Genomic DNA, 22,469 nt, shown 5'->3' with positions numbered 1-22,469 from the left:
GGAGAGCCGCATGACCGCCATCGCCCAGCGCCTCCGCCGCCTCGACACCAACCTGCTCCAGCTCGCCCTGCTGACGGTGCTCATCTTCGCCGGCATGGCCGCGCTGAACCCGGAGCGCTTCCTCCGTCCCTATGTCTTCGAGTCGATCACCTTCGTCGCGCCGGAACTCGGGCTGCTGGCCATCGCCATGATGGTGGCGATGCTGACGGGGGGGATCGACCTCTCCGTCATCGGCATCGCCAACCTCTCCTGCATCCTGGCCGGGCTCTTCTTCCACGCTGTCGGCGCCCCGCGCGGCCCGGACCTCGCCAACCTGTCCTGGCCGCTGGTCGCCGCCGGCATCGGCCTCGCCCTCGGCACCGGCCTGCTGGCCGGGGCGATCAACGGCCTCCTCATCACCCGGCTCCGCGTCACGCCGATCCTCGCCACCATCGGCACCGGCCAGGTTTTTACGGGTATCTGCCTCGTGTTGACCGGCGGCCCGGCGGTGGTCGGCTTCCCGAAGCTCTGGGGCCTGATCGGCAACGGCACCGCCTTCGGCATCGCCGTGCCGCTCATCGTCTTCCTCGCCGTCGCGGCGCTGGTCTGGTTCGTGCTGGCGCGCACCGCCTTCGGCATCACCCTGGCGCTGATCGGCACCAATGCCCGCGCCGCCGCCTTCGCCGGGCTGCGGACGGGGCGGACGGTCTTCCTCTCCTACGTGCTGACCGGCGGGCTGGCGAGCATCGCCGGCATCCTGCTCTCGGGCCGGACCAATGCGGCGAAGTCGGACTACGGCGTCTCCTACCTGCTCCAGGCCGTGCTGATCGCCGTGCTCGCCGGCACCAACCCGGCCGGTGGCCGCGCCAGCGTGCCCGGCATCGTGCTGGCGCTGGCGGCGCTGATGCTGCTCTCCTCCGGCCTGCAGATCATGCGCTTCAGCAATTTCCTGGTGGACTTGATCTGGGGCGGCTTCCTGCTGCTCTCCATCGCGCTCGCCGCCTGGCGCAACCGGACCCGCTGACATGACCGCCACCATCCCCCTCCACGAGGCCCTGGCCGGCGAGGCGGAGCGCCGCATCCTCACCGCCGGCGAGTTCTCGGCGAGCCTCTTCCGCTTCCACACCGGCATCGCGGCGCTCCGCCTGCGCAACGCGCGGGGCGAAGTGGTGGTGCTGCCCTGGATGGGCGGCATGATCTGGTCCGCCCGCTTCGACGGCGTCCCCCTCGCCATGCAGAGCGGCTTCGACGCGCCCCGCCCGGCCTGGACCATCGCCGAGACCTATGGCTGCTTCGCCTTCCACAGCGGCCTCCTGCGCAACGGCGTCCCCGGCCCCGAGGACGACCATGCCCCGCACGGCGAATTCCCCTGCGCCCCGATGGACCGCGCCTGGCTCGAACTCGGCGAGGAGGAAGGCGAGCCCGTCCTCCGCGTCGTCAGCCTGCGCGACCACGTCATGGGCTTCGGTCCCCACTACCTCGCCCAGCCCTCGGTCACGCTCCGCCCCGGCGCCACGCTCTTCGAGATCGGCCTCGCCGTGCGCAACCTTTCCGGCAAGCCGATGGAGCTGATGTACATGGCGCACATCAACTTCGCCTTCACCCCCGGTGGGCGCTGCGTCCAGCCCGCCCCCTTCACGCCAGAGCGCACGGAGGTACGCCGCGCCGTCCCCGCCCATGTGACGCCCAATCCCTCCTACCTCGCCCTGATCGAGTCCCTAGCCACGGACCCCTCCCGCATGGCGACGCTCGCCGAGCCCACCCTCTACGACCCGGAGCAGGTCTTCTACCTGCACGGCCTCGGCACCGACGCCCGCGGCGAGACGCATCTGATGCTCGCCCGGCCCGAGGGCGACGGCTTCGGCATGTCCTATTCGCCCGCCGCCTTCCCCCAGACCGTCCGCTGGATCCTCAACGACCCGGACCAGAAGGTCGCCGCCTTCGCCCTCCCCTCCACCTGCCAGCCCGAGGGCTACACGGCGGAGAAGCGCAAGGGCCATGTGCGCATGCTGGCACCGGGCGAGGAGGCGCGCTTCGCCGTCCGCACCGGCTATCTCGACCGCGCCGCGACGGCGCGGATGGACAGCCTCATCGCCTCCCTCCCGCAGGACCCATCGCCATGAGCGCACGCATCGGGGTTGTCGGCAGCAACATGGTCGACCTGGTGACCTACACGGCGCGGATGCCGGAGGCCGGGGAGACGCTGGAGGCGCAGTCCTTCGCCATGGGCCATGGCGGCAAGGGCGCCAACCAGGCCGTCGCCGCGGCGAAGCTCGGCGCCGATGTGCTGCTCGTCAGCCGCGTCGGCGACGACCTCTTCGGCGGCAACACCATCCGCAATTTCGAGACGCTCGGCATCGACACGCGCCATGTCCGCGCCATCCCCGGCACGCCGAGCGGCGTCGCGCCGATCTTTGTCGATCCCACGGGCGAGAACCGCATTCTGATCGTCAAGGGCGCCAACGACCACCTGCTCCCCGCCGATGTCGATGCCGCGGCGGACGACCTCCGTCAGTGCGGCCTGATCCTCCTCCAGCTCGAGATCCCGTTGGAGACGATCTACCACGTCATCGACTGGGCGGCGCGGGAGGGCATCGAGGTGCTGCTCAACCCGGCGCCGGCGACGCCCGGCCTCGCGCTCGAGCGCATCCTGCCGGCAACCTTCCTCGTCCCCAACCAGACCGAGCTCGCCATCCTGACCGGCCAGCCGACAGGCACCCGCGCCGAGGCCGAGGAGGCCGCCCGCCTGCTGGTCGGGCGCGGCCTGAAGGCGGTGATCGTCACCCTCGGCGGCGACGGCGCGCTCCTCGTCCAGAGCGAGCGGACGGCGCATGTCCCTGCCGTTCCGGTCACGCCCACCGACACCACCGGCGCTGGCGATGCCTTCATCGGTGCTTTCGCCCGGCATTACGCTGCAACGCGTGACATCGAGGCGTCGATGCGCCAGGGCGTGCGCTATGCTGCCGATTCCATCACCCGTCCCGGCACGCAGAAGGCCTTTGCCGATGCTGCCGGCTTCGCCGAATTCTGCCGGCGGCTGGACGCGGGTTGACGTCCTGCCGGGCAAGGCTGCTCAGGGCCGGTGCGCCCCATGCCCGTGCTGGCCATGGCCGCCCATGGTCCCGTAGCCGCGCAGTTCCCCGTAGCGGCGCAGCTGATCGGGCGTTAGCACATCCATCATGACGAGATGGTAGCAGAGATGCGCGGCCCGAAGCCGCCCCTGCGTCATCCCGACCGCATCCGTCGCTGCCTCCAGGCTCGCGGGCTGCACCATCCGGCTGGCGAACAGGCGCTCAAGCTCCGTTTCCTCGCGGATCAGCTGCTCGCCCAGAGGCACGGCCTCCGCCTTTATCGCCGCGAACAGGGCCTCGGTGCGTGCCCGCTGGCCGGGCGTCAGGGCGAGCGCCTCGGCATGCTCAAGGACGTGCAAGGGGCCGGGATAGCCGTTCAGCTCGGCCGGCAGCGCCAGCCCCATGCCGCGCCCGGCCCGCAGGTCCGACAGCTGCTGCTCCGAGAGCGCCTTGACCGGGCGGGCGTGCAACACGGCATAGGGCTGATGGGCGGTCTGGGCGAAGGCCGGGCCGGCGAGAAGGAGCGCGAGGCCTGCAGCGAGACGGATCATGGCTGGTCTCCGGGACGAGGCCGGGATCCTCGACTCGAACGGCCCTGCGGATCAAGCGCGGGAGGCGGTATCGAGCCAGGCCAGCAGCGCCTCCCGGTAGACCGGCAGGCTCTTGTAGCGTCCCATCTCCTCCGGCAGCGCCCGGACCGCGCCGGCCAGCCGCGACGCAACGCCCGGCAGCGCAGCCACCCGCGTCAGCGGGTAGCTGTGGACGCGGATGGTGAAGAGCACCGCGCCCGACTGCGGCAGCCGCCGGAAGGTCTGCCGCTCCGTCCGCAGGTGCAGCCGCTGTCCCGCATTCTCGGCGGTGAAGCTCGGGTCCCGCTCCCCCCGGTGCTTGCCTTCGAGCTGGAACAGCGCCGGGCTGTCCACCACCGACCAGTTCACCCGCATGGCGACCCGCCCCGGCTTGATCTGCGCCATGAAGCGGTCGACCGGCGTCCCCAGCCGCTCGCCGTAGAAGGGCACCGCCGCATGCACCGCCATCAGCAGCCTGCCGATCTTCTCGGTGATGCGCCAGCGCGTCGGCGCGCAGACGACGCCTGCCTCCAGCACCGCCCCATCCTCGGCGGGGCGGATGATGCAGAGATCCTCCTGCACCAGCCGCGCCGCCAGCTCCAGCGGGTCGCAGCTAGGCGCCGTGAGGTCCCACTCCTCCCCCGTCAGCCCGTTCCGCAGCCGGTCGCCCTCGCGCCGGAACCAGGAAGGGAAGCGCGCCGGCAGATGCGCCGCGAGCAGCGCCAGGACCTCCGCCTGCGCGGTCTCGGAGCCCGGTCGGGTAGCCAGGACATCCGCTCGCCGGGTCGCCAGCAGGGCCCGACGCTCCGCCATCTCGGCCGGGTAGCGCTCGTCGATCTCGATCCAGGCCGCCTCGGGGCAGGCGACCAGCCCCATCGCCATGCGGAAGGGCCCATCCTCGAAGGGCAGGTAGACCACTTCCGCCGGCAGCTCCGCTCTTTCCATGCCTCAACCTCCGGCGAGCACGCACCCGTCACAACTATCCCGCTCCCGCCCCGCCCGGTATAGGCGCCGCATCCTTCCCGGAGCGCTCACTGCCCATGGACCTCGCCGCGATCCTCTCCGCCCTCGCCATGGGCGTGCTGGAAGGACTGACTGAATTCCTGCCCATCTCTTCCACCGGCCACCTGATCCTGCTCGGCTCGCTGATCGGCTTCGAGGGCCCGCCCGGCAAGGTCTTCGAGGTCGGCATCCAGCTCGGCGCCATCTGCGCGGTGATCTGGATCTACCGCGACCTGCTGCTGCGTCTCGTCTCGGGCCTCTGGCGCCCGGGGCAGGAGCGCTACTACGCGGTCAACCTGATCCTTGCCTTCGTCCCGGCCGCGATCATCGGCGCAACGCTGCACAAGACGATCACCGAGAGCCTGTTCAACCCCTGGGTCGTCTCCGTGGCGCTGATCGTCGGCGGCATCGCCATCATCCTGATCGAGCGCACCCGGCCCTCGCCCAGCATCCATTCCGTGCCGGAGATCGGCCCGGTCTCCGCCCTGCTGGTGGGCTTCGGCCAGGCGCTGGCGATGATCCCCGGCACCTCCCGCTCGGGGGCCACCATCATCACCGCGCTGCTGCTGGGCGTCGACCGCAAGGTGGCGGCGGAGTTCAGCTTCGTCCTCGCCATCCCGACCATGCTGGCGGCCAGCGCCTACAGCCTGCTGAAGGTCCGGCACGAAATCTCGGCCGATGGGCTGGGCCAGGTCGGCATCGGCTTCGTGACGGCCTTCGTCGTCGCGCTGCTGACGGTGCGCTGGGTGCTCACCGTCATCAGCCGCATCGGCTTCACGCCCTTCGGCTGGTACCGCATTGCCATCGGCACGCTGATGCTCGCCTGGCTGGCGCTACACTAGCGGCCGCTTCCGGAGGCAGGCTGCGCCGGCGCCGAGGCGCCGGTGCCGCCTGCCGCCTGCATCACCTGCTGCCGCAGCCCGGCGATGATCTGCACCGCCTTCTCCGCCGCCTGCATGCTGCCCTCGCCGCCCCCACGCTGCGCGGTGACGATGCCCGAAAGCGTCTCCCGCAGCTCCCGGTCAGCGTTCCGGTAGGCCTCGTTCCCGGCGAAGCTCGTCGGCACGCGCTGCACGCTGTCCTGCGCCGACCGCATCACCTGCATCAGCTCGATCCGAGACCCTGAAATGGCGCCGCCCTGATGCTGGACCGGTGCCCGGGACGCTGCCTGCTCCGCCTGCCGCAGCTTGGTCTCGGCATCCTCAAGGAGGCGCGCATAGGAGGAAAGGTCCGGCGCCGCCGCCGCGCCGGGCGCCGCGGTCTGGCCCGCGGGCTGTGCCCAGGCCCCGGGCGCCATCCCGGCCAGCATCGCCGCCACCAGCAAGATCTTCATCCGCATGCCTGCCTCCTCGTTCTTGCCGGGGCGAACGCGAGGCGCGGCGACGGGGTTGCCCCGGCAAGCGAGTCCAACTGGGCTTCCGGCCCCGGCGGTGACGGAGCGCCGTCCCGGCCCTACTCCGCCCGCACATTCGCGGCCCGCACCGCCTCGCCCCAGGCTTGCCGGTCGCGCGCGATGGTCCGGGAAAAGGAGGCGGCATCCTCGAAATGCGGGGTGAGGCCATTGTCGAGCAGGCGCTTGCGCAGGACCGGTTCCTCAAGGGCCTGACGGATCGCCTCGGCCCATTTGCCGATCGCCGCCTCCGGCATGCCGCGCGGCCCGCAGATGCCGAACCAGCCCGCGACTTCCAGCCCGGGCACCAGCTGCGGCAGGCGGGGCGCATCCGGGAAGTCGGGCCATCCCTCGGCATCGGCCAGGGCCAGGAGCCGCAGCTCGTCGCCCTGGATCTGGCGGATGACATCGCCCAGGTTGGTGATCAGCAGGTCGGTCCGGCCGGCGATCACATCGAGCGCGGCCAGTGCCGCGCCGCGATAGGGCACGTGCAGCAGGTCGATCCCCGCCATGCGCTTCAGCCGTTCGGCCGAGAGGTGCTGGGCCGTACCGATGCCGGCGCTGCCATAGGTCAGCGCACCCGGCCTGGCCCGCGCCGCCGCCAGGACATCCGCCATGCTGCGATACGGGCTGCGTGCGCCGACCACCACCGCATAGCTTGAGCGGGCGACATTGGCGACCGGGACAAGGTCCCGCGCCACGTCGATCGGAAGGTGCATGCCGGGGATTTCCGGGCTGATGGTCATGTTGCCCATCGGGCATTGCAGCACGGCCGAGCCGTCGGCCGGGCCACGCGCTACCGTCTCCGCGGCGATGAAGCCGTTGGCGCCGGTCCGGTTCTCGACCACCACCGGCTGGCCCAGCCTGGCCGACACGCTCTCCGCGACGATGCGGGCCACGATGTCGGAGGTTCCTCCCGGGGCATAGCCTGCAACGATGCGGAGGGGCCGGTCGGCGGGTTGCGCCATGGTGGGCCCGGCCAGCAGGGCGGCGCCCAGCAGCACCCTCCCGATGAATGCCTTCATTGCTTGTTCCTCCCCATGGCCGCGACGGCCGCATCAACCGGTCGGCCCCCGGCCAGCCTCTGCACGATCGGCATTCCGCCACGCCGCGTCGTACGGCTTTCCGATGGCCGTCCATCCAGGGCTCGAGGTGGCCGGATACCGGCCTTGCAACCACACCCAACCAATCGAGACCCGCGGAGACGACCTCCGTAGCAGTGACAGCTAGCCGAGCACGCTTCCCGGCTCGCAATTCCCGCCGCAGACGACGATGCCGACGCGCGCTCCCGCCGGTGCCACCCAGGCCCCGCTGAGCAGCGCGGCCAGCGCCGTCGCCCCGCCGGGCTCCGCCACCACCCGTGCCGCCTCCCACAGCAGACGCTGCGCCTGACGGATCGCGCCATCCGGCACCAGCGCCGCCGCCACGGCTGCCCGCTGCGCCAGCGGGAACATCAGCGCTCCCACCTGCCGCGCGCCGAGGCTGTCCGCCGCCACCCCGCCAACCGGCGCCGGTACCGGCCGTCCGTCGCGCAGCGCCGTCGCCAGCGTCGGGCACCCCTCCGGCTCCACGCTGACCAGCCGCGGCCCCTCCGTGCCGTACCAGCCGGCCATGCCGCCGATCAGCCCGCCGCCGCCGGTGGCCACGAGCACATGGCGGAGCCCGGGCGCATCCTCCTCGAATTCCAGGGCGACGGTCCCCTGGCCTTCCAGCACCTCGCGCTGGTCGTAGGCATGGACGAGCAACGCCCCCGTCTCCGCCGCGCGGGCCTCGCTCGCCTGGCGCGCTGCGTCATAAGCCGCGCCGCCGACCACCAGCCGCGCGCCGTAGGCCTCGATCAGCGCGCGCTTCGCCGCCCCGGTGATCTCGGGGACGAAGATCTCGGCCGGCACGCCGAGCGCCCGTGCCGCATAGGCCACGGCCGCCCCATGGTTGCCGCCCGAGGCCGCCACCACCCCCGCCGCCGGCACCCCGGCCGAGATCAGCGCGTTGAAGGCTCCGCGTGGCTTGAAGCTGCCGCTCGCCTGCTGCAGCTCCAGCTTCAGAATCACGTCATGCGGCAGGCCGAGGTCGGGCCCGGCCAGCCGCAGCACAGGCGTCCGGCGCAGGTATGGCGTGATGCGCCGCGCCGCCGCACGGATCGCGTCCCGGTCGATGGAAGGAGTCTCGTTCATGATGCGTCATCGGTGGCACGACCCGCCCTATGGTGCAACCGATGGTGCCCTTGGAACGATCTCGGCTTTCTGCCAATGTGGACGCTATGTTGGGTGGCGGCCATGATGCTGCTCCATGCCAGTTCCGTCGCCCGGGGAGAGGATGCCGTCCTCCTCCTCGGTCCATCGGGGTCAGGGAAGTCCGATCTGGTGCTGCGCCTGATGCAATCGGGATGGTCCCTGGTCGCCGATGACCAGGTCGCGCTCCGGGTGGAGGCGGGCGAGTTGCGCCCGGACGCGCCCGCGCCCCTAGCCGGGCTGCTGGAGGTGCGCGGCCTCGGCCTGTTCGGCCCCTTCCCCCGCGCCGCCGCCCCGGTGCTTCGCCTGGTGGCCCGGTTGCTGCCCCGTGCCGGGATCACCCGCCTGCCGGAGCCGGAAGCCTGGTCGGCCGAGGGCGTGACCCTGCCCGCCATCCGCCTCCATGCCTTCGACGCCTCGGCCCCGGCCAAGCTGGCGCTGGCGCTGGATGCCGCCCTTGGCCGTATCGCCCAGCCGGCCGGCGCCTTCGCCAAGGGCATGAAATGATGGCCGCGCGCCCGGTCGTCCTCGTCACGGGACTGTCGGGCGCGGGCCGCGCTTCCATCCTCCGGCATTTGGAGGATCTCGGCTTCGAGACGGTGGACAACCCGCCCCTCGACCTGCTGGAGGAGCTGGTGGGCGATGGCGACCAGCCGCTGGCCGCCGGCGTCGACACCCGCAGCCGCGGCTTCGACCCGGAGGGGGTGCTCCGCACCCTCTCCCGCCTCCGCCTGCGGCCCGACATCACCGTCACCTTGGTCTATGCCACGGCGGAGGATGCCGTGCTGCTCCGCCGCTACAGCGAGACCCGGCGGCGCCACCCGCTGGCGCCCGGCGGCTCGCTCGGCAGCCGCGTCGCCGACGGCATCGCCCGCGAGCAGGCGCTGATGGCCCCGCTGCGCGACGCCGCCGACATGGTGGTCGATACCTCGGACCTGCCGCTGCCCTCACTGCGCCAGACGATCGAGCGCCGCTTCCGCCGTGAAGGGGCGCCCGGCCTCCTCATCCACGTCCAGTCCTTCGCCTTCCCCCGCGGCCTGCCGCGCGAGGCGGACCTGGTCTTCGACGTGCGCTTCCTGCGCAACCCGCACTACGTGCCGGAGCTGAAGCCGCAGACCGGACGGGACGCCGCCGTCGCCGCCTATGTCGAAGCGGACCCGGACTTTCCCAGCTTCTGGAGCCGGCTCGTTGGCTTTGTCGATCCGCTCTTGCCGCGCTACGTGGCCGAGGGCAAGAAGTACCTCACGGTCGCGCTGGGCTGCACCGGGGGCCGGCATCGCTCGGTCCTTGTCGCGGAGCGCCTGGCTGACCATCTCCGCACACTGGGCTGGCGCGCGGACGTGACGCATCGAGAACTCGATGAGGCAGCACGTAATCCCGCCGCATCTGAAGCCCGCTTAGGGGGTCGGGAGGCCCTTTCACCGTCCCCATGATCGGATTGGTCCTGGTTACCCATGGCCGGCTGGCCGACGAGCTCCGCCTCGCCATGGAACATGTGGTCGGGCCGCAGCGTGCGGTCGCGACCGTCTGCATCGGCCCCGACGACGACATGGAGCGCCGCCGGCAGGATATCCGCGAGAGCATCGCGGCGGTGGAGCAGGGCGACGGGGTGGTGGTGCTGACCGACATCATGGGCGGCACCCCCTGCAACCTCGCCGTCTCGCTCGCCGATCACAACCATGTCGAGGTCATCGCCGGGGTGAACCTTCCCCTGTTGGTGAAGCTCGCCAAGATCCGCTCGTCGGAACCCCTGGCCGAGGCGGTGGACCATGCCGCCGCCGCAGGCCGCAAATACATCGCCGCCGCCGGCGACATCCCGAACGGGATCGCGCGGGTCAATGGCAGCGCCAATGGAAGTGGTGGAAACAAGCCATGAGCCAGACCAGCAGCGAAGCCGCCACCCACAGCGCGTCCGGTGGCGAGGACTTGGTGCTGCGCCAATGTCTCACCATCCGCAACAGCCGCGGCCTGCATGCCCGCGCCGCGGCGAAGCTGGTGACGCTCGCCGAGCGCTACTCCGCCTGCCTCAGTGTCTCGCGTGATGGGCAGAAGGTGCCTGCCTGCTCGATCATGGGGCTGATGATGCTCGGTGCCGGCCGGGGCAGCCAGGTGACCATCGAGGCCGAAGGCTGGGACGCGCGGGAGGCGCTGGACGCCGTCGCCGGCCTGGTCGAAGCCGGCTTCCATGAAGACTGAGCGGGGCGAGCGGTCGGAGGCGAAGCCGGCCGACATCCTCCGCAAGCCCGGCCCCCGCCGCGGCCGCGAGCACGCCATCCGCGGCATCCCGGTCTCCCCAGGCATCGCCATCGGCACCGTCTACGACACCACCGAGGTGCCGACCGAGGCACCGCGCCGCGCCATCACGCCCAACCAGGCCGAGGCCGAGAAGGCCCGCCTGGCGGAAGCCGTCAGCCTTTCCCGCAAGCAGCTGGGCAAGCTGAAGACGCGCCTCTCCGTCCTGCCCGAGGAGGCGCAGGAGGAGCTGGCGCCGCTGCTCGACGCCTATGTGCTGATGCTGGGCAACTCCCGCCTGCTGCGCGGCGCCCGTAAGCGGATCGAGACCGAGCTGCTGGCCGCCGAGACCGCCGTGCAGGACGAGGCGGAGTCGATCGCCACCCTGATCCTCGCCGCCCGCGATGATGACAAGCCCGGCCTCCAGCGCCGGGCCGGCGAGGTGCGCGAGATCGCCCGCCGCCTGACGCGCAACCTGACCGCGACCCCCTTCCGCAGCCTGAAGGGCGTGCCCGAGGGCGCCATCCTCATCGCCGAGGAACTGACCCCGGCTGATGCCGCGCTGCTGGACCCGACCCGCATCGCCGGCGTGGCAACGGATGAGGGCGGCGCCGACGGACATACCGCCATCATGCTGCGCGCGCTCGGCATTCCCGCAATCCTCGGCGCGACCGGCCTCAGCGAGAGTGCCGAGCGCGGCGACATGGCCGTGCTCGACGGTGCCGCCGGCACCATTGTCCTTCGCCCTGGCGACAAGGCGACGGAGAAGGGCCGCGCCGCGCTGGCTGCCTTCGCCAAGGAACGGTCGAAGCTGGCGAAGCTCCGCCGCCTCCCCGCCATCACCACCGATGGCGAGCATGTGGAGCTCCAGGCCAATCTCGAGATTCCCGCCGAGCTGCCGCTGATCGCCCAGGCCGGCGCCCAAGGCATCGGCCTGCTGCGCACCGAATTCCTTTTCATGAACCGCGAGGACCTCCCCGACGAGGAGGCCCAGCTCGCCGCCTATACCGTGGTGGTGGATGCGATGGGCGGCGACCCGGTCACCATCCGCGTGCTGGACTGGGGCGGCGAGAAGGATATGCAGGCGCTCAGCGAGGGCGTAGCGCCGACGCATTCCGGGCCGAATCCGGCGCTCGGGCTGCGCGGGCTGCGCCTGCTGCTGAAGCGGCCGGAGTTGCTGGAGGCGCAGTTCGCCGCGATCCTCCGCGTCGCCGAGCGCGGCAAGGTCCGCATCCTGCTCCCGATGGTGACCAACCCGTCCGAGGTGCAGGCCGCACGCGAGATCTACGAGCGCGTCGCCCGTCGCCTCCGGCGCAAGGGCGTGACGCTGCCGGAGAAGCTGCCCGAGCTCGGCGTGATGATTGAGACGCCGGGCGCCGCGCTGGCCGCCGATGCCATCGCGCTGGAGGCGGACTTCTTCGCCATCGGCACCAACGACCTCGCCATGTACACCCTGGCGGTGGACCGCGCCGAGGCCGAGGTCAGCCACCTCTACGATAGCCTGCACCCGGCCGTGCTGCGCCTCATGCAGTTCGCAACGGAAGCGGCGCTCCGCCTTCGCATGCCCGTCTCCGTCTGCGGCGAGATGGCCGGCAATCCGCGGCTGGTGCCGCTGCTGCTGGGCCTCGGTATCCGCTGCCTGTCGATGAATGCCAGCGCGATCCCCCGCGTGAAGCAGGCGATCCGCGCCCTCGACATTGCCGATTGTGCCCGCTTCGCCCGGCGGGTGATGGAGCAGTCCGACCCGGCCCGCATCCACGAGCTGGTGCTGAACTTCGGAACGGGGTCGGACAAGGGCTAAGGGATGCCTTGCCCTGTTGCGCGAGTCCCGCAACTGGGCAGGTTCCTCTTGGTAAGGCGAAGCCCAAGGTTCACGGCCGAGGCGACCTTTGCCGTAGTCTGCACGGAAGCCGCGTTCAATCCGGCACCGTGACTCGGGTGCGACTTCTCATCCATAAAAAAGCTTTGGCCCCGAACGGGGCCAGAGCCCATGCATTTGGTGTCAGCAAGCAGGCCAAACCGGATGGCCCGCTTACGGCTTCTGTCCTCTCCTTACCAAGCGAAGCGAAGGCCAGCCGTGATCGCCTGCGCCGTGGTGTTGTCACGGACCTGGGCACCGTAGTTGGCATAGGCAACTAGGCCGTTAGGCAGTTCGAGGTTCGTGCCGATGCCGACAACGGCTCCGTCACGGCCGCTCTTTGCGCTGGTCGTCCGCATGGCGGCACCTCTGTTGACGAAGGCAGCCGTCGTGGACGTCGTCACGTCCGACAGCTCATGCGTCCAGAACAGGCGGCCGGCCGGGGTCAGGCGATAGCCGTTGCCAAGATCGAAGCGCCGCTCGATCCGTGCACCGGCCATGCTGCGCAGGCTCGACAATTCGTCGCTGCGCACCGCGAGGGCCAGGGCACCGCCCCCGCTCTCGGTCAGCTGGTTGCGGCCGAGTTCTTTATAGCGCAGGCCGATGCTCGGCTGCAGGCGCCAGCAAGCCCCAACCTCGCTGGCAACCAACCCTTTATTATCCAGGTCGGAGAGTGCAGCTTCTACCTAGGCATGAAGGCTGAAGATAGAACGCCGAGCTGGAGGAAAGCCCCAATGACCGCGACACCGCGTTACGTCCACCCGGAGGCGATCGTCACCACTGCCTGGCTGGCTGAGCACCTCGACGATCCGGCGCTGCGCATCTTCGATTGCACGACATACCTTCGCTACGAGACCGGCACTGGCCGGCCTTATCGGGTGGAGAGCGGCCGCGCCGACTACGAGCAGGGCCATATCCCGGGCTCCGCCTTCCTCGACTTGCAGGGCGAGCTATCCGACATCTCAGCCCCGACCAACTTCATGATGCCAGCGCCAGAGGATCTGGCCGCGCGGTTCGCAGCGAAGGGCATTGGTGAGGGCACACGCGCCATTCTCTATTCCCGCAAAAACATTCAGTGGGCCACACGGGTCTGGTGGATGCTGCGCGCCGTCGGCTTCGATAATGCGGCGGTGCTGGATGGTGGCTTCGACAAATGGAGCGCCGAAGCTCGGCCGGTCGAGGCGGCAGAGGCGCGCTATCCAGCGGCGAAGCTGGCGGCCGCGCCTCGCTCGGGCCTTTTTGTTGGAAAACAGGAGGTCAAGGCCGCCATCGGCGATCCAGGCGCCTGCACGATTAATGCACTCGCGCCGGACCTTCACCGCGGAGATACCCCGCGATATGGCAGGCCTGGGCGTATTCCGGGAAGCGTCAACGTGCCCGTGTCAGAAGTGATAGATTCAGCGTCACTGACCCTCAAGACGCCCAAGTCAGTTGCTGCGATCTTCACCAGTGTAGGCGCGGACCTGTCGAAACGGATCATACTTTATTGCGGCGGCGGCATCGCGGCAACGCTCGACGCCTTTCTCCTACATCAGCTTGGCTATCAGGACATCGCTGTTTACGACGCTTCAATGAGTGAATGGGCAAAGGATGAGACGCTGCCGATCGAGGTGGGGTGATTTCGTGCTCGGTGCTTACTGGGAAGCAGCAGGACCTATCGATCGCCATCCGCCACCAGCGATAGCAGCACCTACGGTAGCGGGGAGTTTGCCAAGACGTCTCCCAATTTGTGGCCGCCCACGCGGAGCGAAGTGCCCCCGAGAAAGCGTCTGTAAGAGTCATTTGAAAGAAATGGTGCCCAGGGGCGGAATCGAACCACCGACACTGCGATTTTCAGTCGCATGCTCTACCAACTGAGCTACCTGGGCCCAAGCAGCCCCCGCATCGGGGGCGCGGCAGAGGGCCGGGGATGTAGCGGAAGCCCGGGCGCCTGTCCACCCGTTCAGCGGTCTTCCGTGTCATCTTCCTGTCGGTCGAGATCCTCGCCCGGGATGACGTAGTCGCCAGCCAGCCAGCGGCCGAGATCGACCTGCCGGCAGCGGGCCGAACAGAAGGGCCGATGCGGCGCAGGCGGCTCCACCGGCTTGCCGCAGACTGCGCAGCGGGGTGCGGGGGGCTTATCCGCCATGGGGGGCCTCCTCGATGGTCCAGTGCGACCAGGGACGTGCAGGATCGGGCCGGAGTTGCAGGAGCTGGCCGATCGCCTCGGAGGCTTCGCCGAGCGCACCGGGGAACGTCTCCAGGGCTGCCAGCACGGCCGGGGCGGCGACGAGGGCCAGGCGCCGGCTGGGGCGAGAGGCGGCCTCGCGCACCGCTTGGCGCAAGGCGGCGAGGCCGGGCGTGAGCGGTCCGGCCAGCACCTCATGCAGCGGCGGGTGGATGCGCTGGCGGAGGATCTCGAACAGGCCAAGCGGGCCAAGGCCGAGCAGCCGGGCCAGCCGGTCGGGCGCCAGGGCTTGGGCCAGAGGCTCGGCGAGGGCGGCGCGGCGCTTCGCCGTCATCCCGGCCAGGTCGAGTAGGATGGGGCCGGCAAGCTGACGGAGGCGAATCTGTCGGGCAGCCTCGGCCACGGCCGCCTCGTTGACGCGGCGCTGCGCCTCCGGGTCGCGCGCGCCGGCGGCGCTTCCGGCATCGACATCAAGGGCGGTCAGCGCCGGCGTCGGGTGGATGAGGATGCGGCCGCCGCCGGGGAGCGGCACCTCGGGGCTGGCGAGCGCGTCGAACTCGGCCTCCACCGCCTCGTCGAAGACCGGGCGGGGTGAATAGGTGCCGCGCAGCCGGGCGGCGAGGCCAGCGCCATCGGTCACCAACTCGGCGGCAGGATGGGCGCGGGCGAGGCGCAGTGCGGCGTCTGGGCCGCGGGCCAGCAGCAGGGGTGCGTTGCCGGGCGGGGCGGCAGCGGCACGGGCCTGCTCGGCAGGGGTGAGGCGAGCGGTGAGGCGGGCGCCCTTGCCACCCTGCGGGGCGCGGGTGACGCGGACGGGCAGGACCAGCCCCTCCTGCACCGAGCGGGCGATGGGTTGGCGCGTGGCACTGGCCTCGGATTCGGGAAGGAAGCCGGTCTCGCCGCCGGTCAGCACCAGGAAGGCGCCGGCCATGGCGGGGGCGAGGGCGGTGACGCGGGCACGGTGCAGATCGCCGACGCCATCGGGGCGGGCAGGACGCTCGATCCAGGCCTCGTCCAACCGGTCGCCGCGCAGCAATGCGGTGCGGACCTCACCCGGGGAGACGGAAACCAGGATCCTCACGGTGCCAGCCAGCCGACGCCCCGCAGCAGTTGCGCCGTCTCGAACAGCGGCAGGCCGACGACATTGGAATGGGAGCCGGAAAGAAACCGGACGAAAACCTCGGCCCGGCCCTGGATGGCATAGCCGCCCGCCTTGCCGCGCCATTCCTCGCCGGCGACGTAGTCCTCGATCTGCGCCTCTGTCAGGCGCTGGAAGGCGAGGATGGTATCGACCAGCCGGGTGCGGAGCTTGCCGTCCGGCGTGCGGAGGGCCACCCCGGTATAGACATGGTGCCGCCGGCCGGAGAGCAGGGCGAGGAAGCGCCGCGCCTCCGCGGCATCCGCCGGCTTGCCGAGGATGCGGCGCCCGACGCCCACCACCGTATCGGCCGCCAGCACCAGGGCCCCAGGCGCCACCGCCCCGGCTGCCTCGGCCTTGGCGGCGGAAAGCCGGGCAGCAAGCAGGCGCGGCAGCTCCGCCTTCAATGGTGCCTCGTCGATATCGGTGGGCTGCACCCGGTCCGGAGCGATGCCGATGCGCGCCAACAGATCGAGCCGCCGCGGGCTGGCGGAAGCCAGCACCAGGGGCGGTTTGCCTGTGCTCAAGTGTTACTTGAAGCGGAAGGTGATGCGGCCCTTGGTCAGGTCATAGGGCGTCATCTCGACATTCACCCGGTCCCCGGCGAGGACGCGGATGCGGTTCTTGCGCATCTTCCCGCTGGTGTGGGCCAGGACCATGTGCTCGTTGTCGAGCTTCACGCGGAACATCGCATTGGGCAGCAGCTCCTGTACGGTGCCGCTGAACTCGATCATGTCCTCTTTTGACATCAGGAACCTTCATGCTGAAACGGCGTGCCGGGGCCGCGCCCTGTCCGGATCGGACGGCGTCAGGCCCTTGGGCACGCGCTGGGGGGTTGACTTCGATAACCTATTTTCTTCCGGGCAAGATGATGGTCGGCAGGGGCCGGGTCAACCCAGGCGACGCGCAACGCTGAGCCCATGAGCCTGCAGCCCTTCCGCCTCGGCCAGCGCCACCGCGGCGGGGCCGATGGCGGCGAGGCCGGCCTGGCTCGCCTCCACCCAGGTGGTGCGCTTCAGGAAGTCGAAGACCGAGAGGCCGGAGGCGAAGCGCGCCGTCCGCCCGGTCGGCAGGACATGGTTGGGGCCGGCCACGTAGTCGCCGAGCGCCTCCGGGCACCAGCGGCCGAGGAAGGCGGCGCCGGCATGGCGGATGCCGGCGAACCAGCCGCGCGGGTCGGGCAGCATCACCTGAAGGTGCTCGGGCGCGAGGCGGTTGGTGACGGCCTGCGCCTCCGCCCAGTCGCGCACCAGGATGGTGGCGCCATGCCGCCGCCAGCTCTCGCCGGCGATGGCGCCGCGGGGCAGCGTCTCAAGTTCGGCTTCGACCGCCGCGGCGACCGCCGCGGCGAAGCCCGCGTCGTCGGTGATGAGGATTGCCTGCGCGCTTTCGTCGTGCTCGGCCTGGGCCAGCAGGTCGATGGCGACCAGATGCGGGTCGTTCGACGCATCGGCGACCACCACCACCTCGGAAGGGCCGGCAATGGAATCGATGCCGACGCGGCCAAAGACCTGGCGCTTGGCCGCCGCGACATAAGCATTGCCCGGCCCGACGATGCGGTCGACCGCGGCGATGGAGGCGGTGCCATGGGCGAGCGCCGCCACCGCCTGCGCGCCGCCGATGCGGTAGATCTCGCTGACCCCCGCCCGCCGCGCCGCAGCCAGCACCAGCGGGTTGAGCTGCCCGCCCGGCGTCGGCACCACCATGGCGATGCGCCGGACGCCGGCGACGCGCGCCGGCAGCGCATTCATCAGCACGGAGGAAGGATAGGCCGCCTTGCCGCCCGGGACATAGAGGCCGACCGCATCCAGCGGCGTCCAGCGCATGCCGAGGGTCAGCCCCGCCGGGTCCGGCAGTTCGAGGTTCGCCGGGCGCTGGGCTGCGTGGAAACGCTCGATGCGTTCGGCGGCGAGGTCGAGGGCGGCCAGCAGCGCGGGCGGGATGCCGGCGGCCGCCGCCTCGATCTCCTCGGCGGTGACGCGCAGCGCCCCGGCATCGATCGGCGCCCAGCCATCGAAGCGGGTGGTCAGCCGCAGCAGGGCGGCATCGCCCCCGGCCCGCACCTCGGCGATGATGCCGGCGACGGCGTCGTCGACCTGCGCCGTGGTTTCCCGGGCCATGTCGAGCAGGGCGGCGAAGCCGGACTCGAAGTCCGGCGCGCTGGTATCGAGCCGCAGCATCAGGCGAGCGCCGCGCGGAAGCGGGCGATCCAGGCGCCGATCCGCTCCGGCATGGTCTTCAGCGCCGTGCGGTTGACGATGAGGCGCGAGGTGACATGGGCAATCACCTCCGTCTCGACCAGGCCGTTCGCCTTCAGCGTGCTGCCGGTCTGCACCAGGTCGACGATGACGCGGGCGAGGCCGAGCGAGGGGGCCAGCTCCATCGCGCCGTTCAGGTGGACGATCTCGGCCTGGATGCCGCGGGCGGCGTAGTGGCGGCCGGCCACGTTCGGGTACTTGCTGGCGACCGCGATGCGCGACCAGCGGCTCGGGTCGTCCTGGCCGGCGGTCGCGGCGGGCTCGGCCACGCTGATGCGGCAGCGGCCGATGCCGAGGTCGAGCGGCGCGTAGATCTCGGGGTAGTCGAATTCCATCAGCACGTCGGCGCCGCAGATGCCGATCTGCGCCGCGCCATGGGCGACGAAGGTGGCGACGTCGAAGGGGCGGACGCGCACCACGTCGAGGCTCGGGTCGCTGGTCTCGAAGCGCAGGCGCCGGCTGTCCTCGTCCGTATAGTCGGCCGCGGGCTGGATGCCGGCGCGCGCCAGCACCGGGCCGAGTTCCGCGAGGATGCGGCCCTTGGGCACGGCGAGGATGATGGGGGCGGCACCGGCGGCCGTGGCGGGGTTGGAGTCGGGGATCGGAAGGTCCATGCAGCTCAGCCCGGAAGCCGTTCTATATCGGCCCCGACAGCGGCGAGTTTCTGTTCCACCCGCTCATAGCCGCGGTCGAGGTGATAGACGCGGTTGACGATAGTTTCCCCCTCTGCCGCCAGCCCCGCGAGGATGAGGGAGACGGAGGCGCGCAGGTCGGTCGCCATCACCGGCGCGCCTGACAGCTTCGGCACGCCGCGGACGATGGCCGAGGCGCCATGGGCGTTGATGCGGGCTCCCATGCGGTTCAGCTCCGGCACATGCATGAAGCGGTTCTCGAAGATCGTCTCGGTAATCATCGAGGCGCCCTCGGCGACGGCCATCAGCGCCATGAACTGGGCCTGCATGTCGGTGGCGAAGCCGGGGAAAGGCTCCGTCATCACATCGACCCCGTGCAACCCGTTGAGGCGGGAGATGCGGAGCGCATCGCCCTCCGGCTCCACGGCGACGCCGGCCTCGCGCAGGGTGCGGGCGACCGAGCCGAGATGCTCGGCCCGCGCGCCCTGGAGCAGGACGGAGCCGCCGGTGATGGCGGCGGCGCAGGCATAGGTCCCGGCCTCGATCCGGTCGGGGACGATGTCGTGCACCGCACCGCCGAGGCTGCGGCGCCCGACCACATGCAGCCGGTCGGTGCCGATGCCCTCGATCTCGGCGCCCATGGCGACCAGGCAGCGGGCGAGGTCCTCGATCTCCGGCTCACGAGCGGCGTTGACCAGTTCCGTCTCGCCATCGGCGAGGCAGGCGGCCATCAGCAGGTTCTCGGTGGCGCCGACCGAGACGACGGGGAAGATGATGCGGGCGCCCTTGAGACCGTGCGGTGCTTCCGCCTCGATATAGCCGGCATCGAGGGTAATGGTGGCACCCATCGCCTCCAGCCCCTTGAGGTGCAGGTCCACCGGCCGGGTGCCGATGGAGCAGCCGCCGGGCAGCGAGACGCGGGCCTTGCCATGGCGGGCGACGATCGGGCCGAGGACAAGGACCGAGGCGCGCATCTTCCGCACCAGGTCATACGGCGCCTCGAGGCTGGTGGCCTCCCCGGCGATGGTCAGCGTCCGGGCCTCGCGGTCATGCTCCACCGTCAGCCCGTGCTGGATCAACAGGGCCCGCATGGTGGCGATGTCGGCCAGGTCGGGCGCGTTGCGCAGCACCAGCGGGCCGCTGGCGAGCAGGCCGGCGGCCATCAGCGGCAGGGTGGCGTTCTTGGCGCCGCTGATCGGGATGCTGCCCTGGAGCGGCTGGCCGCCGCGGATGCGGATGCGGTCCATGATCGCGGCTATTCCTTACGATATCGGCAAAGGGAAGCCGATTTGGTGCCCGGATTTGCCTGCCAGCTTCTTACGGCCAGCCGCCGGGCGGGGCCGAAGATGCATAGGACCCTCGAGCCTTACCCCTGAGCCGGGCCGTCCGGAAAACGGTCGGGGCGGGATACAGGGAGTTTTCCAGGGATGCAATCAGGCATCGCCAGGCGGCGCCGTGCCTAGCCGGCGCTCCGGTCAAAGGCCCAGCGCAGGGTGCGGGCGATGCCGAGCGTGCCGGCGCGGACCAGCGGGCGGGCGCCGAATGGGCTTTCCATGCCGTGCATCCGCTGCGCCCAGGCTGGCAGGAGGTCGATGCCGGCCTGCATGGTGAGGGCCTGCAAAGGCTCGGCCGCCAGGCTCGGCGCCTTTTGGTTGAACAGGATCCGGGCGACCTCCGCGGTGCGCGCGTCGTAACGCAATTGCGGCCGCATCGCCTGGAGCAGGCGCTGCGCCTCGGCCCGGCTGCGCGGGATGGGATCGGCGCCGAGCGCCTCGGCGATCCGCGCCATCTCGGCGAAGTAGCGGTCCTGGTCGGCGCCGGGCATGCGCGGCTCGGCATAGCGGATCCAGCCGGCGAGGAAGCTGGTCGCCTCGGTCACATGCACCCAGGCCAGCAGGGACGGGTCGTTGGCGGCGTAGGGCCGCCCGTTGGGCAGGGTCCCCCGTACCTGCTCGTGAATCCCGCGGATGCGGGCAAGCACCGCCTCGGCCTCGGCGCGCCCGCCATAGGTGGTGAGGGCGATGAACCGCGCAGTGCGGCGCAGGCGGCCAAGCATGTCGGCGCGGAAATTCGAATGGTCCCAGACGCCCGCCAGCACGGCGGGGTGCAGCATCTGCAGCATGAGGCCGGCGATGCCGCCGACCATCATCGAGGTCACGTCGCCATGGACCCGCCAGGCAACGGCCCGAGGGCCGAAAAGCCCGTCAGGCCGCGGCACGACGGGCTGCTCGCCGCGGGCGCGGTCGTTGAAGATGGCGGCGACCTCGGCGGCGATCCGCTGCCTGATCGGGCGGGCGAAAGCCTGCGGCAGCGAGACGAGCGAAGAACTGGCGGAACCGGCTGGCATCGGGAATTTCACATAAGGACCCTGCTGTTATGGGGCGCATGCCAGCTTTGGGAAGGCGTGGCGGCCCCCGCGCGGCCGTGCCAGGGTGCCGCCGCACACCGATTGAGGGCCGATGCCGAGACAGCAGACCACCCCGGCAGGGGCCACCCGCCAGGGGAACCGCGCGACCTTGTCCGAGGGGCCGGTGGCGCGGGGCCTGGCCGTCGCCACCGCCCCGCTCGCCATGGCACTGGTCGTCATGTTCGGCATCCAACTGGCCGAAGCCTGGCTGACCGGCCTGCTCGGCCCGCATGCGCTGGCGGCGCTGGGCTTCGTCCTCCCCGTGGCGATGACGGTGATGAGCTTCGGCATCGGCCTCGGCGCCGGGGCGACGGCGGTGGTGGCACGGGCGCTCGGGGCGGGGGAGGAAGCCGGGCGGCTCTCGCTGCACGCGCTGCTGCTGGCGGCCGCCGTGGCCTTCGGCCTCGCCCTGCCCTGCTGGTTCGGGGCGGAGGCTCTGCTCCGCTGGCTCGGGGCGGAGGGAGAGACGCGGCTCCTGGCGCTGGCCTACCTGCGAAGCTGGCTGCTGGGGGCGGTGCCGCTGCTGACGGGAATGGTCGCGCTCGGCATCGTCCGGGCGGCGGGCGACATGCGCTTCGGCGGCTCCGCCCTGGCGGGGGCGGGCATCCTCGGCTTCCTGCTCGACTGGCCGCTGGCCTTCGGCCTGCCGGGGGTGGTGCCGGGACTCGGCCTGCCGGGGCTGGCGGTGGCGGCCGACCTTTCCTGGCTGGCGATGCTCCTGGTCTCCTTGCAGCGGCTGCGCCGGTTCGGCCTGCTCGGCACGGGCGGGGCCGTGATGGACGGCTTCCTTGCCTCCACGCGGCGGGTGCTGCGGGTCGGGCTGCCGGCGGCCGGGACGAATGCGATCATCCCGGTCGCCAACGGCCTCTTCACCGCCATGCTGGCGGTGCAGGGAAGCGCGGCGGTGGCGGGGTTCGGCCTCGGCTCCCGGGTCGAGAGCATGGCGATGACGGCGCTCTTCGCCCTCTCCGCCGTGGTCAATCCCTTCGCCGCACAGAATGCCGGGGCGGGGCGGCTCGACCGGTTGCAGACGGGGATGCGGGCCTCCATGAGCTTTTGCCTGGCCTATGGGCTGGCGGTCGCGCTGCCGCTGGTGGTCGCAGCACCCTGGGTGGCGGCGGCCTTCACGGCCGATCCGGCGGTGGCGGCGTCGACCACGCTCTATCTGCGCATCCTGCCCTGGGGGTATGGGGCGATCGGCGCCATCGCGGTGGCCTGCGCCGCCTTCAACGGGCTGGAACGGCCGATGTCCGCGGTGGCGATCTCGCTGGTGCGGACCTTCGTGCTCGGCGTGCCGCTGGCCTGGATCGGTGGGCGTCTCGGTGGGGAGGCGGGGACCTTCGCCGGCTTGCTGATCGGCAACCTCGGCGCCGGCCTGCTGGCCGCGGGCTGGCTGCTGCGGAAGGTGGCGCATGAGCCGGCGCGGCAGCCCCTGCCCGCCACGCCCTGACCAGTCCCGGGAAGTTGGCAAGCGGGCGGCGGAACGGCACAGACCGCGCCCGCGGGCCATGCTTTGATGGCGGCCGTCCGGGCGA

The 22,469-nt window shown here is 71.1% G+C and carries 25 protein-coding genes and 1 tRNA gene; 11 read left to right on the top strand and 15 right to left on the bottom strand.

Annotated elements, in window-relative coordinates; translation table 11 throughout:
• The first annotated feature begins 10 nt into the window (after positions 1 to 10).
• Genes JMJ56_RS09045 through rbsK form a run of 3 tightly spaced genes read left to right on the top strand, consistent with a single transcriptional unit; the run spans position 11 to position 3,031 of the window.
• Positions 11 to 1,003: an ABC transporter permease gene (locus tag JMJ56_RS09045; RefSeq protein ID WP_202831293.1), complete on the top strand. Its 993-nt coding sequence runs from the start codon at positions 11 to 13 to the stop codon at positions 1,001 to 1,003.
• Position 1,004: 1 nt separating this feature from the next.
• Positions 1,005 to 2,102 (top strand): aldose 1-epimerase family protein, encoded by a 1,098-nt coding sequence (locus tag JMJ56_RS09040; RefSeq protein ID WP_202831292.1) that lies wholly within the window; start codon positions 1,005 to 1,007, stop codon positions 2,100 to 2,102.
• Positions 2,099 to 3,031 carry a ribokinase gene (gene rbsK / locus JMJ56_RS09035; protein ID WP_202831291.1) on the top strand — a complete coding sequence of 311 codons (933 nt, stop codon included), beginning with the start codon at positions 2,099 to 2,101 and terminating at the stop codon, positions 3,029 to 3,031. The genes JMJ56_RS09040 and rbsK overlap by 4 nt, the downstream gene beginning before the upstream one ends.
• A 21-nt stretch (positions 3,032 to 3,052) precedes the next feature.
• On the opposite strand, the gene JMJ56_RS09030 is transcribed toward rbsK, so the two are convergent.
• Complete coding sequence (locus JMJ56_RS09030) at positions 3,053 to 3,601, bottom strand: hypothetical protein (RefSeq protein WP_202831290.1); 549 nt, start codon at positions 3,599 to 3,601, stop codon at positions 3,053 to 3,055.
• A gap of 51 nt (positions 3,602 to 3,652) precedes the next feature.
• Positions 3,653 to 4,564, bottom strand: a complete 912-nt coding sequence (locus JMJ56_RS09025) for a heme-dependent oxidative N-demethylase family protein (protein WP_236037570.1) — start codon at positions 4,562 to 4,564, stop codon at positions 3,653 to 3,655.
• Positions 4,565 to 4,659: 95 nt separating this feature from the next.
• Between JMJ56_RS09025 and JMJ56_RS09020 the strand changes: the two genes are divergently transcribed.
• Positions 4,660 to 5,463, top strand: coding sequence for an undecaprenyl-diphosphate phosphatase (locus tag JMJ56_RS09020; protein ID WP_202831289.1), 804 nt, complete (start codon positions 4,660 to 4,662; stop codon positions 5,461 to 5,463).
• On the opposite strand, the gene JMJ56_RS09015 is transcribed toward JMJ56_RS09020, so the two are convergent.
• From JMJ56_RS09015 to JMJ56_RS09005, 3 genes are all read right to left on the bottom strand, one after another.
• Positions 5,460 to 5,960, bottom strand: coding sequence for a hypothetical protein (locus tag JMJ56_RS09015; protein ID WP_202831288.1), 501 nt, complete (start codon positions 5,958 to 5,960; stop codon positions 5,460 to 5,462). The genes JMJ56_RS09020 and JMJ56_RS09015 overlap by 4 nt on opposite strands.
• A gap of 113 nt (positions 5,961 to 6,073) precedes the next feature.
• A complete protein-coding gene (locus tag JMJ56_RS09010) occupies positions 6,074 to 7,036 on the bottom strand; it encodes a Bug family tripartite tricarboxylate transporter substrate binding protein (RefSeq protein WP_202831287.1) in 963 nt (320 codons plus the stop codon).
• Positions 7,037 to 7,237: 201 nt separating this feature from the next.
• Complete coding sequence (locus tag JMJ56_RS09005; protein WP_202831286.1) at positions 7,238 to 8,185, bottom strand: serine/threonine dehydratase; 948 nt, start codon at positions 8,183 to 8,185, stop codon at positions 7,238 to 7,240.
• 102 nt (positions 8,186 to 8,287) lie between these two features.
• Between JMJ56_RS09005 and JMJ56_RS09000 the strand changes: the two genes are divergently transcribed.
• From JMJ56_RS09000 to ptsP, 5 genes are read left to right on the top strand one after another with little or no spacing between them, the layout of a single operon-like run.
• Positions 8,288 to 8,749, top strand: coding sequence for an HPr kinase/phosphorylase (locus JMJ56_RS09000; protein ID WP_202831285.1), 462 nt, complete (start codon positions 8,288 to 8,290; stop codon positions 8,747 to 8,749).
• Entirely contained in the window at positions 8,749 to 9,675 is a 927-nt protein-coding gene (gene rapZ, locus JMJ56_RS08995) for an RNase adapter RapZ (protein WP_236037569.1), read from the top strand. Before JMJ56_RS09000 ends, rapZ begins: the two co-directional genes overlap by 1 nt.
• Positions 9,672 to 10,118 (top strand): PTS sugar transporter subunit IIA, encoded by a 447-nt coding sequence (locus JMJ56_RS08990; protein ID WP_202831283.1) that lies wholly within the window; start codon positions 9,672 to 9,674, stop codon positions 10,116 to 10,118. Before rapZ ends, JMJ56_RS08990 begins: the two co-directional genes overlap by 4 nt.
• Positions 10,115 to 10,438, top strand: coding sequence for an HPr family phosphocarrier protein (locus JMJ56_RS08985; protein ID WP_043360623.1), 324 nt, complete (start codon positions 10,115 to 10,117; stop codon positions 10,436 to 10,438). The genes JMJ56_RS08990 and JMJ56_RS08985 overlap by 4 nt, the downstream gene beginning before the upstream one ends.
• On the top strand, positions 10,428 to 12,275 hold the full coding sequence (gene ptsP / locus JMJ56_RS08980; RefSeq protein ID WP_202831282.1) for a phosphoenolpyruvate--protein phosphotransferase: 1,848 nt from the start codon (positions 10,428 to 10,430) through the stop codon (positions 12,273 to 12,275). Before JMJ56_RS08985 ends, ptsP begins: the two co-directional genes overlap by 11 nt.
• A gap of 251 nt (positions 12,276 to 12,526) precedes the next feature.
• Here the strand turns inward: ptsP and JMJ56_RS08975 are convergent, their stop codons facing one another.
• Positions 12,527 to 12,982, bottom strand: a complete 456-nt coding sequence (locus JMJ56_RS08975) for an autotransporter outer membrane beta-barrel domain-containing protein (protein WP_202831281.1) — start codon at positions 12,980 to 12,982, stop codon at positions 12,527 to 12,529.
• Between the two features lie 84 nt (positions 12,983 to 13,066).
• Here JMJ56_RS08975 and JMJ56_RS08970 point away from each other — a divergent pair, with 84 nt between their 5' ends.
• Positions 13,067 to 13,951 (top strand): sulfurtransferase, encoded by an 885-nt coding sequence (locus tag JMJ56_RS08970; RefSeq protein WP_202831280.1) that lies wholly within the window; start codon positions 13,067 to 13,069, stop codon positions 13,949 to 13,951.
• A gap of 173 nt (positions 13,952 to 14,124) precedes the next feature.
• Here the strand turns inward: JMJ56_RS08970 and JMJ56_RS08965 are convergent.
• The 9 genes from JMJ56_RS08965 to JMJ56_RS08925 form a co-directional block, all read right to left on the bottom strand.
• Positions 14,125 to 14,200, bottom strand: a tRNA-Phe gene (locus JMJ56_RS08965).
• Positions 14,201 to 14,274: 74 nt separating this feature from the next.
• The gene (locus JMJ56_RS08960; RefSeq protein WP_202831279.1) at positions 14,275 to 14,460 is read right to left on the bottom strand and encodes a DNA gyrase inhibitor YacG; all 186 of its coding nucleotides are present in this window, start codon (positions 14,458 to 14,460) and stop codon (positions 14,275 to 14,277) included.
• Positions 14,450 to 15,580 (bottom strand): ribonuclease E/G, encoded by a 1,131-nt coding sequence (locus JMJ56_RS08955; RefSeq protein ID WP_202831278.1) that lies wholly within the window; start codon positions 15,578 to 15,580, stop codon positions 14,450 to 14,452. The genes JMJ56_RS08960 and JMJ56_RS08955 overlap by 11 nt, the downstream gene beginning before the upstream one ends.
• The gene (locus JMJ56_RS08950; protein ID WP_236037612.1) at positions 15,577 to 16,143 is read right to left on the bottom strand and encodes a Maf family nucleotide pyrophosphatase; all 567 of its coding nucleotides are present in this window, start codon (positions 16,141 to 16,143) and stop codon (positions 15,577 to 15,579) included. Before JMJ56_RS08950 ends, JMJ56_RS08955 begins: the two co-directional genes overlap by 4 nt.
• A 24-nt stretch (positions 16,144 to 16,167) precedes the next feature.
• On the bottom strand, positions 16,168 to 16,386 hold the full coding sequence (gene infA, locus JMJ56_RS08945) for a translation initiation factor IF-1 (RefSeq protein WP_043336856.1): 219 nt from the start codon (positions 16,384 to 16,386) through the stop codon (positions 16,168 to 16,170).
• Between the two features lie 141 nt (positions 16,387 to 16,527).
• Positions 16,528 to 17,817, bottom strand: a complete 1,290-nt coding sequence (hisD, locus tag JMJ56_RS08940) for a histidinol dehydrogenase (protein ID WP_202831276.1) — start codon at positions 17,815 to 17,817, stop codon at positions 16,528 to 16,530.
• Positions 17,817 to 18,509, bottom strand: coding sequence for an ATP phosphoribosyltransferase (hisG, locus tag JMJ56_RS08935; RefSeq protein ID WP_202831275.1), 693 nt, complete (start codon positions 18,507 to 18,509; stop codon positions 17,817 to 17,819). Before hisG ends, hisD begins: the two co-directional genes overlap by 1 nt.
• Positions 18,510 to 18,514: 5 nt before the next feature.
• Complete coding sequence (gene murA / locus JMJ56_RS08930; protein WP_202831274.1) at positions 18,515 to 19,774, bottom strand: UDP-N-acetylglucosamine 1-carboxyvinyltransferase; 1,260 nt, start codon at positions 19,772 to 19,774, stop codon at positions 18,515 to 18,517.
• A gap of 212 nt (positions 19,775 to 19,986) precedes the next feature.
• The gene (locus tag JMJ56_RS08925) at positions 19,987 to 20,874 is read right to left on the bottom strand and encodes an oxygenase MpaB family protein (protein ID WP_202831273.1); all 888 of its coding nucleotides are present in this window, start codon (positions 20,872 to 20,874) and stop codon (positions 19,987 to 19,989) included.
• Between the two features lie 112 nt (positions 20,875 to 20,986).
• Between JMJ56_RS08925 and JMJ56_RS08920 the strand changes: the two genes are divergently transcribed.
• Positions 20,987 to 22,384: an MATE family efflux transporter gene (locus JMJ56_RS08920; RefSeq protein ID WP_202831272.1), complete on the top strand. Its 1,398-nt coding sequence runs from the start codon at positions 20,987 to 20,989 to the stop codon at positions 22,382 to 22,384.
• Positions 22,385 to 22,469 lie beyond the last annotated feature (85 nt).

The organism is Belnapia arida (assembly GCF_016773205.1).
Taxonomy (GTDB): domain Bacteria; phylum Pseudomonadota; class Alphaproteobacteria; order Acetobacterales; family Acetobacteraceae; genus Belnapia; species Belnapia arida.
The sequence above is the reverse complement of the archived record's forward strand: the minus strand, read 5'-3'. Positions and strand labels throughout refer to the sequence as shown.

Excerpts from the sequence above, each read along its gene's own strand:
- JMJ56_RS08970 (WP_202831280.1), top strand. The coding sequence starts at position 13,067 with ATGACCGCGACACCGCGTTACGTCCACCCGGAGGCGATCGTCACCACT.
- ptsP (WP_202831282.1), top strand. The coding sequence starts at position 10,428 with ATGAAGACTGAGCGGGGCGAGCGGTCGGAGGCGAAGCCGGCCGACATC.
- JMJ56_RS08925 (WP_202831273.1), bottom strand. The coding sequence starts at position 20,874 with ATGCCAGCCGGTTCCGCCAGTTCTTCGCTCGTCTCGCTGCCGCAGGCT.
- JMJ56_RS09025 (WP_236037570.1), bottom strand. The coding sequence starts at position 4,564 with ATGGAAAGAGCGGAGCTGCCGGCGGAAGTGGTCTACCTGCCCTTCGAG.
- rbsK (WP_202831291.1), top strand. The coding sequence starts at position 2,099 with ATGAGCGCACGCATCGGGGTTGTCGGCAGCAACATGGTCGACCTGGTG.
- hisG (WP_202831275.1), bottom strand. The coding sequence starts at position 18,509 with ATGGACCTTCCGATCCCCGACTCCAACCCCGCCACGGCCGCCGGTGCC.
- JMJ56_RS09020 (WP_202831289.1), top strand. The coding sequence starts at position 4,660 with ATGGACCTCGCCGCGATCCTCTCCGCCCTCGCCATGGGCGTGCTGGAA.
- JMJ56_RS09000 (WP_202831285.1), top strand. The coding sequence starts at position 8,288 with ATGATGCTGCTCCATGCCAGTTCCGTCGCCCGGGGAGAGGATGCCGTC.
- JMJ56_RS09005 (WP_202831286.1), bottom strand. The coding sequence starts at position 8,185 with ATGAACGAGACTCCTTCCATCGACCGGGACGCGATCCGTGCGGCGGCG.
- JMJ56_RS09040 (WP_202831292.1), top strand. The coding sequence starts at position 1,005 with ATGACCGCCACCATCCCCCTCCACGAGGCCCTGGCCGGCGAGGCGGAG.
- JMJ56_RS09015 (WP_202831288.1), bottom strand. The coding sequence starts at position 5,960 with ATGCGGATGAAGATCTTGCTGGTGGCGGCGATGCTGGCCGGGATGGCG.
- JMJ56_RS08990 (WP_202831283.1), top strand. The coding sequence starts at position 9,672 with ATGATCGGATTGGTCCTGGTTACCCATGGCCGGCTGGCCGACGAGCTC.
- infA (WP_043336856.1), bottom strand. The coding sequence starts at position 16,386 with ATGTCAAAAGAGGACATGATCGAGTTCAGCGGCACCGTACAGGAGCTG.
- murA (WP_202831274.1), bottom strand. The coding sequence starts at position 19,774 with ATGGACCGCATCCGCATCCGCGGCGGCCAGCCGCTCCAGGGCAGCATC.
- rapZ (WP_236037569.1), top strand. The coding sequence starts at position 8,749 with ATGGCCGCGCGCCCGGTCGTCCTCGTCACGGGACTGTCGGGCGCGGGC.
- JMJ56_RS09010 (WP_202831287.1), bottom strand. The coding sequence starts at position 7,036 with ATGAAGGCATTCATCGGGAGGGTGCTGCTGGGCGCCGCCCTGCTGGCC.
- JMJ56_RS08960 (WP_202831279.1), bottom strand. The coding sequence starts at position 14,460 with ATGGCGGATAAGCCCCCCGCACCCCGCTGCGCAGTCTGCGGCAAGCCG.
- JMJ56_RS08985 (WP_043360623.1), top strand. The coding sequence starts at position 10,115 with ATGAGCCAGACCAGCAGCGAAGCCGCCACCCACAGCGCGTCCGGTGGC.
- hisD (WP_202831276.1), bottom strand. The coding sequence starts at position 17,817 with ATGCTGCGGCTCGATACCAGCGCGCCGGACTTCGAGTCCGGCTTCGCC.
- JMJ56_RS09030 (WP_202831290.1), bottom strand. The coding sequence starts at position 3,601 with ATGATCCGTCTCGCTGCAGGCCTCGCGCTCCTTCTCGCCGGCCCGGCC.
- JMJ56_RS09045 (WP_202831293.1), top strand. The coding sequence starts at position 11 with ATGACCGCCATCGCCCAGCGCCTCCGCCGCCTCGACACCAACCTGCTC.
- JMJ56_RS08920 (WP_202831272.1), top strand. The coding sequence starts at position 20,987 with ATGCCGAGACAGCAGACCACCCCGGCAGGGGCCACCCGCCAGGGGAAC.